Genomic DNA, 12,846 nt, shown 5'->3' on the forward strand with positions numbered 1-12,846 from the left:
AAAAGGGACGAGGAAACACACCCAGCTCCCTGTCCCGATTTTTCAAATTAATTACTGAACTTCAACCACAAATCCATAACAGAATCTAACTCTTTACTTAACTCCACTTTTCTGTCATGCATTTTACTAAGCTCCTCATATTCGATTCCATCGACACACATGGCTAAATCAATTTCTTTTAATTCCTGTTCAAGACTTTCAATCTTTGCAAGTGTCTCGAACTCATCTACCTCCTTTTCTTTCCTTTTAGCAACATCTTTTGGCAGCTTCCCTTTTTCACGGGTAACAGTGGGCTCTTTCACCGCTTTTTGACTTCGCTTTTCTTTTTCACTTTTATATTCATCATAATTTCCGAGATAGCTTTTAAACTCATTGCCCTCAATCGCCACTACACGTTCAGCCATTTTATTAATAAAATATCGGTCGTGCGAGATAAAGAAAATCGTACCTTTGAAGTCCTCTAGCGCTTCTTCAAGGGTTTCGATCGAATCAATATCAAGATGATTAGTCGGCTCATCAAGTATTAATAAATTGATATCTTGATATAACAGCATCGCTAGCTTAAGCCTGATTCTCTCGCCACCTGACAAAAATTTCACTTTTTTGTAGGGGCTTTTTTTATAAAACATAAATTTGGACAAGTACTCGCGTGCTTTACCCTCTAGGATCGAAATATCCTCTCTAAAGGTTTCGATCACTGTGAGTTCTTCATTATTAAAAGTGATTTTCTGTGGTAAATAGGCAGCCATTACATTAGCTCCCAGTTCGACAACACCGTTATCCGTCTGCTCTTCACCTAAAAGCATCCTTAGAAAGGTGGTTTTACCGCTACCATTTGGACCAACCATCCCCACTCTTTCTCCAAAATGAATCATTAAGTCTGTGTTCTTGAAAATAACCTTATCTTCATAGCTTTTAGAGAGGCCCTTTGCCTTGATGGTTTCTTTTCCAGACCTATCTGTTACTTTAAAATCAAGTTTCATATTCTTTTTCTCAAAAACGGGTTTTTCGATTCGGTCCAGTTTATCGAGCTTCTTTTGAATACTAGCCGCTCTTCTAAAAAACTTGTTATTATCTGCTCTCATTGCCCAGTCTCTTAAACTCATTACCTGCTTTTCTTGTGCTTTAATCGTCTTTTGCTGCTCTCTAAAATGCTCGTATTGGATTCGCATATTTTCTTCTTTTTGACTTACAAAGGCAGTGTAGTTTCCTTTATAGGTGATCGATTCCATATCCTCTACTTCAACAATTTTGGTTACGACATGATCTAAAAAATAGCGGTCATGCGAGACAATTAGGACCATTCCCTTATAATTCTTCAGATAGCCTTCAAGCCACTCGATTGAATCCATATCGAGGTGATTCGTTGGCTCATCTAGTAACAGGATATCAGGAGTATGAATTAACAGCTTTCCAAGCCCTACTCTCGTTTTTTCACCACCACTTAATAAATCAAAATCCTTATTTAAAAAGCTATCATTGAATTTTAATCCGGTACAAACCTTGCCTAATTTCTCTTCTTTCTCGTAGCCACCCTTTGCCTCATATAATTGAACGAGCTCACTGTACTTTATTAAGGCTCTATCCAAAGCTGTATCTTCTAAAGTCTTCATTTGCTCTTCCAACTCACGCATTTGAATCTCGATACCGTCAATTTCCTCAAAGGCCAAGTTTAATACATCAATTACCTTTAACCTTTCTGAATACGCAGGTGATTGTTCTAGGTAAGCAGTAGTAGCTCCTCTAGACATGTTAATTAATCCTTCATCATATCCATAGCTAGAGGTTTGCGGATAGCCTGGGTAGTAATTCATCGGTTCAATCCCCGCAATTAATTTAAGAATCGTGCTTTTTCCACTACCATTTACCCCTACAATTCCAACCTTTTCCCCTTGATAGACTTCAAAGGTAATATTCTTTAACACAAGTGTAGCTTCCATATATTTTTTAATACCATTTAACTTTAATTCAAACATACCCATTTCCTACTTTCATCCATAATATAACGTTACGCCTTTATGGACAGGGTAAAGAAGAACTTCTTTTACTATTTAATAATTATGCTCTGTTGATCAATTGATCGGCCGGCTCCAAGGATGGTTCTTGGCGACCACTAGCTCCTAAAAAGGAGGTCGTCGGGCTCCAAAGACCATATCCGGTGTGTCAATTATCCGCGAGTTAATCAACGCCAACATTAGCTAGTTTGTGACGAATGAACAACAGAGTTATCAAAGAACTACTAAAATAAAAAAGACCATAAGAAGATGGGTTCTTCTTACAGTCTGTATAGTCGATGAATGCTAATTTAAAGCGAATTCAAGTAAAAATAGTGCACGAGCGCCTATTTCCCCCTAGTCCTTACACCATATATCAAAAACCCGGCGTAATTCCTTTAAATTATGATTTCGATTTCAGTAAAGTAAGTTACCTTCTAAATTGCCTGATTCATAAAGAGCATAACAAATAAACCTAATCGAATTAGGAAAATTTACACTCAATACAAAATCCATATTAATTTTAAATTAAATTAATATTAGCAATTAGTTGGTTCCATAAACTTACTTTCCCCCTTCGAATTTTCTTTATTATCTCATTTTTACATATTTTTGTAAATAAATTTACTCCATTTTTTTGAAACATTGTCTCTACCATTTTCGTAAAATATAGAAAATAACGCTTTATGAGGTGATTTTCTGAAGAATCTAGGAGTTGTTTTGCTGATCATTGGGTTTGTTTTCATTGGAATTTCTATGTTTGACTTTTTCACTCTGGATACTTGGGAAGAGCCAAAATATTTCTGGATGTTCTTTGTAGCTTTACCATTAATTTTTATTGGTTTTGTATTAAATGGGCCTAGACTTCAAAAGGTGATGCTTGAGCAACAAAAGGATACTATTCGTGAGACAATGAAAGTTATGGGTGAAGGGTTATCTGAAGGGATAAACCCAATCAATAAGTATTGTAGAAACTGCGGGAAGGGTGCACCGAAAGAGGATAAATTTTGTTCGGAATGCGGGACGGCTTTGTAGGCTTTTTTTAATTCTTTATTTTGACTAACGCAAAAAATGGGGATATGTCTATACCTATGTAAACATGGACACATACCTTAGATAGAAGTTCAAAATATGAGGAGAGATAATCAATGGAAAAGAAGCCCGTTTCCCCAATTAAGATGCAACCCTATTTTCCTACACCTGCGCCTATAGCGCCAATCCAGCAGCCTGAAAGTCCACAAATGATGCCTATGCCAATGCCAGCACCAGAATATGTTTTACCGCAACAATGTCCACCTTATCCAATGCAGCCAATTTGTTGTCCACCTATATTTAACCCTTGCTGTCCACCTATTCCTAGACCTTGCGGCTGTATGGGACCTATGCATCACCAGTACCCTTTCTATCCACAGTATCAGCCTTATTTCAATCAGGGACAATATCCTTATGGATACTAAGTTTTTCTCTTGAGTATGACAAAATAAAAACGTCTGGACTGTCATTTGATTCCAGATCCCAGCAGTCTTCAAAAAAAAGCTTTACTCAATTGAGCAAAGCTTTTTTTTACATTTTAAGAAGTTCCTTCCTTACGCTTTGACTTCTTTTGATTTTCGATATTCGAAAGGGTTTTACCAATTATTTTTTAGAAGTTATCTACTTCGTCATTTTTTATCCAATCTAAGGCTTCTAATCCGTTCTCACATTCATGTACCACTTCTAAGGGAAGATTAAGACTTTTAATTGTCTAAATAGCCTCTTTCTCTGAATTCGAGGTACAAATAGCTCCCAACTTTAGATTATTTACTTTACCTTCTGGAATAAGATCTGCATAGTAACTTCCTTGTACACCCAGACCATGAATTCCGATTCTTACAATTTTCATTTCCTTTCAATCCCCTATTATAAAAATATTCTGAATTCTATTTTTTAAAAAAAGAAAGACAAACCTTCCCATTCACATAGTTGGTTTGTCTCTTCCTTGAGAATCCTCAATCTTATTCCATCCAGTTCGTATGGAAGATCCCTTCTTTATCTATCCGTTGATACGTATGGGCACCGAAATAATCACGTTGTGCCTGTAAAAGGTTAGCTGGAAGTGATTCCGTACGGTAGCTATCAAAATAGGCAATAGCACTTGCAAATGATGGCACTGGAATTCCACGCTCAATCGCTACTGCAAGAACCTTTCTTAATGGTTGCTGATACGTTTCAACAATTTCCTTAAAATAAGGATCTAACAATAGATTGGCTAATTCAGGATTCTGTTCATATGCTTCTTTGATTTTCTGCAGGAATTGTGCACGTATAATACATCCTCCACGGAAAATCATCGCTATATCGCCGTAACGAAGATTCCAGTCATACTCTTCAGATGCTGCACGCATTTGTGCAAAGCCTTGTGCGTAGGAGCAAATTTTACTCATATATAAAGCTTTACGAACCGCTTCAATCAACTCTTCTTTATTACCTTCAAATGGCTTAACCTCAGGACCATTCAATACTTTACTTGCTTTGACACGCTCTTCTTTCATCGCTGAAATAAAGCGGGCAAATACAGATTCGGTAATGATTGGAAGTGGTACCCCTAAGTCTAATGCATTTTGACTCGTCCATTTACCTGTACCCTTTTGTCCAGCAGTATCAAGAATCAAGTCTACTATCGGTTTTCCTGTTTCGTCATCAATTTTTGTGAAGATGTCGGCTGTAATTTCAATCAGGTAACTATCTAGTTCCCCTTTGTTCCACTCAGCAAAAACTTTATGAAGCTCCTCTGCATTTAAACCGAGGACATTTTTCAAAATGAAATAGGCTTCTGAGATTAATTGCATATCCCCATACTCAATCCCATTGTGGACCATTTTCACATAATGACCGGCACCATTTGGTCCGATATACGTACAGCAAGGATCACCATCTACCTTTGCAGAAATCGCCTTTAAGATTGGCTCTACTAATTCATACGCTTCTTTTTTACCACCAGGCATGATAGAAGGGCCCTTTAATGCCCCTTCTTCTCCACCTGAAACACCCGTTCCAATAAAATGGTAGCCTGCTGTTTCTAATTCCTTGTTTCTTCTAATTGTGTCCTGGAAGAAGGTGTTTCCCCCATCAATAAGAATATCGCCTTCTTCAAGGTAAGGCTTTAACGAATCAATCGTTGCGTCAGTTGCGGCACCTGCTTTAACCATTAATAAAATTTTTCTTGGTGTTTCTAAGGAGCTTACAAATTCTTCAACCGTACGAGCACCTACAAAGTTTTTACCTTCTGCTTCATTTTTCAGAAAATCTTCTGTTTTATCAAATGAACGGTTAAAAACAGCAACAGAATAGCCGTGGCTTTCAATATTTAAAGCAAGATTTTTCCCCATGACTGCTAAACCTATGACACCAATTTGTTGTTTCGACATATTCATTACCTTCCTTTTTTGGTCAAATAGCTTCCGTAATCAGTTTGTGCATCTAGTCGCCTCTCTATTATCCTTCGTTCTTATCTTTGTATAAAGTACTTTTGCGCATTTTCATATTTCTAACCTTTTGAAGAAGAAACTTTTCGTCATAAGGAACATAGCCCGCTTCCCATTCTCCTAGAAGATTGCACAATATTCGGCGGAAGTAAGCATGCCGGGCGTAGGATAGGAAGCTCCGGGAATCTGTCAGCATTCCGATGAAATGACTTAGTACGCCTACATTGGCTAAATCCTTCATTTGCTTTTCCATTCCATCGATATGGTCGTTAAACCACCAGCCAGAACCAAATTGAATTTTTCCCATAAATTTAACCTTTTTCTCACGGCAATATGAAACCATTTCTTTTGTTTCTTCAGCTGTCAGAGTGGCAGGCTTCTCACATAGAACATGCTTCCTATACTTTGCCGCTTCTAATGTCCATTTTTTATGTAGATGATTCGGCAGTGGAATATAGACAGCGTCAATTTCTGGATCCTCTAGAAGTTCCTCATAGCTTGTGTATGACGATGGTATGTTAAAAATGTTGGCTACTTCCTCCGCTTTTCCACTTGTACTCGCAATGGGCACAACCTCGGCATTATGTGCACGTTCAAATGCTAGTATAAGTGCCTTTTGTGCTATTTTTGCTGTAATTAAGATTCCCCATTTAACAATTTGCATTGTTTTAGTTTTACTCCATTTATCTATCTTGGGGAAGGACCCTCATAAAGAAATTTTGGTAAACAACTAAGTATTCGTTATGCTGTAAAATTTTCCTGCTCTATTTCCTGAATAAAGCGCACAGCTCATGGAGACTGCACGCTTTATTTAGGAATTTGCCTTTTAAACCGTCTCTTTTACCTTCTCCCTTTTCAATAACATTCCCATCGGAAGATAAGTAATGATAAATACAATTATACCCACGATTTCAAGATTTACATAATACTTAACTCCACTACCGAAGAACCATAATAATGTTTTCGTTTCTGATGGATTTGCTAAGAAGAAGAAATTCGTATCAAGCATTTTATTTAAGAAAAAAACAGGGACAGCTATAATATTCAATGTTAAAAAGCTGGATAGAACAGCTTTCTTAGGGACCCTGTACCCCTCAAATAGGATGAAATATAAAACGGTGATTGGAATGGCTGAGTGATGGATGAAATACTTTAGAAAACGATAATGAGGAAATTGATAGACAATGTCTGGTGTAACCATACTTAAAATGGGAGGAATGATACCGATAAAATATAACAAATTAAATACTTTCGTATTGTTCTTAAAAAATAGGAACAGGGCAATGAAGGTGCTTAACGAACAAACCTGAATTGGAAGATCGGCTACTTCCCACTGGTCGGTTAAAACTCTCCACAAATGATAAGATACCTCAGAAAGCATTAATATACTAAATAACGTCCATTTAATGATTGGCTGGTATGACTGAAGTTTCTTTCGGTAATAGACAAATAGGAAGCAGGTTATAAAGAAAATGACTAACGTAACAACATGTGGCATAGACAAAAAAGTGAAATCCGTCATCTCAGTAACTGAAAACATAAATTCTTCACCTCACTATGCTGATTTCTTACATTGTATTCAGCAACCAAAAATCTAACACGGATAATGAGGGGAAATATCATTTTAACAATAATAAACGAAGAAAGGTCAGGATCAGGCCTGACCTTCGTCCCCTTTCATCACTCTGGTGTACGAATCACTAATACATCACATTTAGCTGTACGCACGATTGCTTCCGATACAGAACCCATGATGAATCGTTCTATTTCATTTAGTCCCGTTGCACCACAAAGAATTAAATCCGCTTCTACTAAGCTAGCAATTTCTTTTGTGATAATACTTTTTGGTGAACCGTATTCGATGAGTACTTTTACGTTTTCAATACCTTCAGACTCAGCTTGAGCCTTGTAGCCATTTAATAGCTCCTCTGACGCCTGCTGTACACGTTCAATCGTTGAACGTTCATAAGCATAGATCGCACGGGTATCGATGACATTTACTATATTTAAGATTGAACCTTTATTACGTTTAGCAACATCCAGTGATTTGCGAAATGCGTATTCAGCTGATTTAGAACCATCTACAGCTACTAAAATACATTTATAATGATTGGCCAATTGTCGCTTCCCCCTTCTGCTCTTTTTAAGCCGCAGCTTGTGATTTTTTATTTGTTTGTACTTCTGTCGGCTTTTTTACAAAGAAAGAGCCTATTAAGCCAACTACTGAAATCCCTGTAGTAAAGTAGAAAGCATATTTTATACCAGCAGCTAATATTTCTTGCTGAGTGGCATCAGGATATTCCATGGCATAACTGTTCTGACCACTTGTAAATAGTGTAATCGCGATTGCTGTACCAGCCGCCCCAGCGACTTGATTCAATGTATTCATTGCTGCAGAACCATCCGAATATAACTCACGTGGTAATTGGTTCATCGCATTTGTTTGAGCTGGCATCATAACCATTGTTAACCCAAAGAATAGAATCATAAACGCTACGACCACTTGCCATCCAGGTGTTTGGCTTGAAAGTGTCATTACAAAGGTTAAATTTCCAATCACAACGATGATAAAACCAATAATTCCAAAACGACGTGCACCGACTTTATCAAATAGAGCTCCTACAATCGGTGACATAATAAAATTGACAGCATTACCAGGTAGTAATATTAAACCAGCCACAGCAGCACTAAATAATAAAGCACCTTTTAAATACATAGGCAGTAAAATACCCGATGATAATATGATTAATATACCAAGGAACATAGTCAATGTTCCTAATGTGAACATCGGAAACTTAAAAACACGTAGGTTAATCATCGGCTGAGCCATTTTCATCTGACGAACACCAAATAAAATAAGTGCGATTATGCCAACAAATAAAGGCACCAATACTTTAGTTGAGGAAAAAGCTTCTTCAGCCATTGTACTTAATGCAAATATTAATCCACCAAAACCGATTGTTGATAAAAGTATAGAGGGGATATCGATTTTAGGCTTCGTAATCTCCGAAACATTTTCGATTGTAGCTGTAGCACTAACAACCAATAGCACATAGAACATAGCACTAAACCAGAAAATATATGGCCAGCTTAACGTACTAATAATAATCCCTGAAAGTGTTGGCCCTAATGCAGGACCTAATGTAATAACAAGACCCATAATCCCCATTACGACTCCACGCTTCTGAATTGGAAAAATGATTAACATCACACTCAACATAACCGGTATTAAGAGACCTGTTCCAATTGCCTGTACGATACGACCAGCTAATAATATCGGATAATTAATCGATAATGCTGCTAAAACAGCACCCAACAGCGAAATAATTAACCCCCCGAGAACTAATTGTCTTGTAGAAAACCATTTCATTAATAGTGCAGAAATCGGTACTAAAATGGCTAAAACTAATAAATAGCCTGTTGTCAGCCACTGTGCAATAGGAGCTGAGATTGAATATTGTTCCATAATATTTGATAATGCCATATTTAATGCTGTTTCACCAAAAAGCCCAATAAAAGTACCTAACATTAAGATAGCTGCCATTGCCTTTGGATATTTTACTTGAGTATGTGTTCCCATTTTATCTCCTTTATCATTAATTACCTGTATATGGTAATAACTGTGTAATTTGTTCTTTGTATATTTACCTCATTATTTTTTTAACAAATTGGGTAATACAGACGAAATCATCTTTAGAGGATCGCTTGTATTTTGTGTTAAACAAAGCATAATTCCACCTTCAATCGTAGCAGTCATCATAAGTGCGGTGGAATATGCCTTTTCTTTGGAAAATCCATCTTCTTCTAACTTATTTGAATAAATCCCTTGGATGTTTGTGTATAACAAGGAACAGGCAATTCGGATTGAATCACTTAGTGAGGCCATTTCGCTAACGATGCTGGTAAAGGTATAACCAGTAATCGTACCTTCACGGTCAAAGTCGTCTACTAATTTTTCAAGCATGGCTTGTGAGGCCTCTAGTGTAGTTGGATATCCTCTGAAAATACCCTCAATGGATGCCGTAATCGATTCGTTCATGGATTGAAGACAAGCGATAAGTAATTCTTCTTTTCCATTTGGAAAATGATGATAGAGCGCTCCTTTTGTAATATTACATTCTTTTAAGATTTCGTTTAATCCTACACCCTTGTAGCCTTTTTGTTGGAAAAGATTTGTCGCGATGTCGACTATCAACGATTTTGTATCCATTTCCGTCACTACCTCCTCCATACCGACCGGTCTGTTTTATACTATATCAAAATTGTTTTTAGAAATTCAAGCTTTATTTTTTATTATTTTTTGTAAAACATTACACTTCAATCTAACTGGTACCCTACCAAGCACAAATAAAAAAAAGCGTATTTTGATATAACGATCAATCAAAAAATACGCTCTTAATTTACACTATAGGATCCATTTTATTACACATTAATAGCATTAATCAGGTTATTTACCCTTTCCTCTATTTCTTCGAAAGACGTATTCATAGACATGGCCATTTCATTAAATAATATGTTTTGAATCGTCTGTAACAGTTTCCGATCTTGATCATATAATCTCTTATTATTTTCCTTCAGTTCAAGATTTTTCTGCATCAAGGTAATCGCGATATCAGCGATTACTTTTCGATCTCCTGTTTGAATAAGTTCAAGATATTGATGGTAGCGTTTTTTATGTTCTTCAATCCAAGCAATACCTGGCTTTTTAAAGGATTCTAAAAGTTGTTCTGCTTCCTCTCGTTCCATCGTCTTTAGCATCACTACTTTATTGTTATCAATAGGAGTGCTAATTTGTAAATTTTCCTGTGCAAGTGGATGCAAAATATAATAGGTTCTGGTCACACCTGCAATCGTTTTTTCACAAATATCATCAATTTGGCATAATCCATGCTCTGAGTAGATTATCACATCACCAATATCAAACATCGTATTACCCCTATTTTTTTTGACTTATAAACAATCGTCAACTTAGTTGACCAAATTCATTTTAACTTTGTTTCTTAACTTTGTCAATTAAGTTGACAAATATGTCTGTAAATAGGTATAGTAATGAAAAAAAAGAAAGCAGTGAGTTGGTTGAACTCTGAATTTCAAAATTTAGATTTAGTAGATCTATTAGGCGAGCGCCATTTTCTACTTCGAAGCCTAACTGAAAGATTATGGAATGATAGTCATGAAATATACATATCAAATTCTGAATGGTTTATTATGGCTAGAATATATAAAAAACAGCCAACTATCGCTTACGTATCCAAGTATGTTGACATCTCACGCCAAGCAACTCATAAGTTTATTAAAAGTCTCGAGTCAAAAGGGTTAGTAGAGATTAAAAACGCGGAGAATAATAGAAAAGAAAAATGCTTAAGTTTGACTAAACTAGGTGAAGAGTGCTATGAAAAAAACGAAGCATTAAAAGCAACATTGGAAGAAAAAATTGCAGATAAAATAGGATCCGAAAATATATCCCTACTTAAAGAAATTCTAAAAATGGATTGGGGATTATCCCGCGATTACTACAACAATACAGAAAATAAATAGCTTAAAATAGGGAAGATCTTGCCTATTTTAAGCTCCCCCCTAAATTCACTCTATATCTTCTACCATTTTTTGAGTGGCTACCTATGTCATCTCTTTCCACCAGATTGAATCTTCAACAGAAATCGTCCTATTGAGTAGAACCAGTTCCCCGATTTTTGGAGTGATTAAATGAACATTACTTTCTTTTGCCACTCTTAATGCCCGAACCACAGGATCTGTCCATCCATGATAGGCCAAAGTAAATGCCCCCCAATGGATTAACATCATGTTATTTCCCCCTACATCTAGATGGGCTTGGATTGACTCTTCTGGGATCATATGAATCATAGACCAGCGCTTATCATATTGACCACCTTCTATTAAGGTAAGGTCAAAAGGTCCATATTTTTCACCAATTTGTTTAAAGTGAGGGCCGTAACCTCCATCACCACTCGTATACAGCCTGTTATTTTCCCCAATAACGACCCATCCAGTCCATAAAGTACTGTCTCGATTAGCTAGCCCTCTTCCTGAAAAATGTTGTGCCGGAACGGACGCAATGGTTAAACCTTTCCATTCTACTTCATCCCACCAATTACATTCCCTAATCTTCTCTGCCGCTACCCCCCATCGTTTTAAATGGGCAGCAACACCGTATGGAACAAAGAAATAGCCAACTTTATCTTTTAATCTAAGAATGGATGGATAATCTAAATGGTCATAGTGATCGTGGGTAATCAAAACCGCATCGATAAATGGTAATTCATCAATTATGTATAACAAATCCTTACTATACCGTTTACTGCTAACAAATGGAACTGGGGAGGGAGAAGATCCGAACATTGGATCCAAGAGAATCTTTTTACCCTCTAACTGAAGAAAAAACGTAGAGTGGCCAAACCAAATTAAACTGTCTTGATTACTATTGATCTGGTCCCAATCTATTGATGAAATAGGTATCGATGTTTTCGGTCTGCGGTCTTTTTTCCCTTTAATCGAATCCTTCATTAAGGACGAAATAGTAGATATATTCATATCCATATTCGTTTGGATTTCATTCCTAAACTTCCCAGCGAAGTAATTTTCAAAATGGCTAAACACTTCCTTCTCCTTCTTACTTGGATTTCCCCCAAATATTGGATGAAGGGTTATAAAAATTACAATTGCCATGACTAGTACAGCCAACATCACAATAAAAAATAACATACCAATCTTTTTCTCCCTAAAATCGATTTTTAATTCAGCTTCTAAAAAACCTTCTTGCGTACCGTTTACCCCTTTTTAGCTGTTGTTGGGCACGTAATGTATTTCAATTTTTAAACTATAAATTAAATTTACATCGATATCATATTTTTGTAAAAAAGAAAAAACCATTCTCTAACTAGAAAAACTATTCCGGTTTGAGGTCACAAGGGTAAATTGACATCAGAAATGGCAAAGAAATTTAAAGGACAAAGTATATTGTGCACTCAAAATTAAGAGTCAATTGGGATGTCAATTCTTATAACGCTTCTTATCCTTAATTTAGTAACCAGTGATTAAAACATAAGCGGAGATTTTTCCGTTAAACTTCGGAATAATGCTTGGTTCGGGGGAAATAAGCGGAGGTTTTCCGGTTAAGCAAAGGAAAATGACCTATTTTGACGTTTCTTGAGTAAATAGTCGGAAATCCTCCGTCTATTTAGGCTATTTTCAGGTCTATTTCGTAATTAAGGGAAGTTTCTCCGCTTATTGGGGGCTCGCTCTTATTTAAATTTATTGATGTCAAAGACTCCAACATAAATGAAAAAGGCGTGTCAAATCTGTTGTCAGATTGCACGCCTTTTTCATTGTCATTTACAGGATTTGCACCTCAAAACGGAACGGTTTAT

The 12,846-nt window shown here is 36.5% G+C and carries 13 protein-coding genes; 3 read left to right on the forward strand and 10 right to left on the reverse strand.

All coding sequences use genetic code 11. The features are described 5' to 3' along the window. Positions 1-47: 47 nt before the first annotated feature. Positions 48-1,940, reverse strand: coding sequence for a ribosomal protection-like ABC-F family protein (gene abc-f, locus LRP83_RS21045; protein WP_435531378.1), 1,893 nt, complete (start codon positions 1,938-1,940; stop codon positions 48-50). Between the two features lie 810 nt (positions 1,941-2,750). On the opposite strand from abc-f, the gene LRP83_RS21050 reads away from it, so the two are divergent. Next, entirely contained in the window at positions 2,751-3,029 is a 279-nt protein-coding gene (locus tag LRP83_RS21050; RefSeq protein WP_230498800.1) for a zinc-ribbon domain-containing protein, read from the forward strand. A gap of 113 nt (positions 3,030-3,142) precedes the next feature. Then, positions 3,143-3,451 (forward strand): hypothetical protein, encoded by a 309-nt coding sequence (locus LRP83_RS21055; protein ID WP_230498801.1) that lies wholly within the window; start codon positions 3,143-3,145, stop codon positions 3,449-3,451. Between the two features lie 287 nt (positions 3,452-3,738). On the opposite strand, the gene LRP83_RS21060 is transcribed toward LRP83_RS21055, so the two are convergent. From LRP83_RS21060 to LRP83_RS21100, 8 genes are all read right to left on the reverse strand, one after another. Next, positions 3,739-3,876 (reverse strand): hypothetical protein, encoded by a 138-nt coding sequence (locus LRP83_RS21060; protein ID WP_230498802.1) that lies wholly within the window; start codon positions 3,874-3,876, stop codon positions 3,739-3,741. A 112-nt stretch (positions 3,877-3,988) separates the two neighbouring features. Further along, the gene (gene gnd / locus LRP83_RS21065; RefSeq protein WP_230498803.1) at positions 3,989-5,401 is read right to left on the reverse strand and encodes an NADP-dependent phosphogluconate dehydrogenase; all 1,413 of its coding nucleotides are present in this window, start codon (positions 5,399-5,401) and stop codon (positions 3,989-3,991) included. A 67-nt stretch (positions 5,402-5,468) separates the two neighbouring features. After that, positions 5,469-6,122: a Gfo/Idh/MocA family protein gene (locus LRP83_RS23380; protein ID WP_435531376.1), complete on the reverse strand. Its 654-nt coding sequence runs from the start codon at positions 6,120-6,122 to the stop codon at positions 5,469-5,471. 162 nt (positions 6,123-6,284) lie between these two features. Next, on the reverse strand, positions 6,285-6,998 hold the full coding sequence (locus LRP83_RS21080) for a YwaF family protein (protein WP_230498804.1): 714 nt from the start codon (positions 6,996-6,998) through the stop codon (positions 6,285-6,287). Positions 6,999-7,138: 140 nt separating this feature from the next. Continuing rightward, positions 7,139-7,576: a universal stress protein gene (locus tag LRP83_RS21085; RefSeq protein WP_230498805.1), complete on the reverse strand. Its 438-nt coding sequence runs from the start codon at positions 7,574-7,576 to the stop codon at positions 7,139-7,141. A 25-nt stretch (positions 7,577-7,601) separates the two neighbouring features. Further along, entirely contained in the window at positions 7,602-9,038 is a 1,437-nt protein-coding gene (locus LRP83_RS21090) for a DHA2 family efflux MFS transporter permease subunit (protein ID WP_230498806.1), read from the reverse strand. 72 nt (positions 9,039-9,110) lie between these two features. Further along, positions 9,111-9,668, reverse strand: a complete 558-nt coding sequence (locus LRP83_RS21095) for a TetR/AcrR family transcriptional regulator (RefSeq protein WP_230498807.1) — start codon at positions 9,666-9,668, stop codon at positions 9,111-9,113. 212 nt (positions 9,669-9,880) lie between these two features. Further along, the gene (locus LRP83_RS21100) at positions 9,881-10,384 is read right to left on the reverse strand and encodes a CarD family transcriptional regulator (RefSeq protein WP_230498808.1); all 504 of its coding nucleotides are present in this window, start codon (positions 10,382-10,384) and stop codon (positions 9,881-9,883) included. A 123-nt stretch (positions 10,385-10,507) separates the two neighbouring features. Between LRP83_RS21100 and LRP83_RS21105 the strand changes: the two genes are divergently transcribed. After that, the gene (locus tag LRP83_RS21105; RefSeq protein WP_435531377.1) at positions 10,508-10,996 is read left to right on the forward strand and encodes a MarR family winged helix-turn-helix transcriptional regulator; all 489 of its coding nucleotides are present in this window, start codon (positions 10,508-10,510) and stop codon (positions 10,994-10,996) included. A gap of 81 nt (positions 10,997-11,077) precedes the next feature. On the opposite strand, the gene LRP83_RS21110 is transcribed toward LRP83_RS21105, so the two are convergent. After that, the gene (locus tag LRP83_RS21110) at positions 11,078-12,181 is read right to left on the reverse strand and encodes an MBL fold metallo-hydrolase (protein WP_230498809.1); all 1,104 of its coding nucleotides are present in this window, start codon (positions 12,179-12,181) and stop codon (positions 11,078-11,080) included. Between the last annotated feature and the right edge of the window lie 665 nt (positions 12,182-12,846).

The organism is Pseudoneobacillus rhizosphaerae, from assembly GCF_917563885.1.
GTDB classification, from domain to species: Bacteria; Bacillota; Bacilli; order Bacillales; family Cytobacillaceae; genus Pseudoneobacillus; species Pseudoneobacillus rhizosphaerae.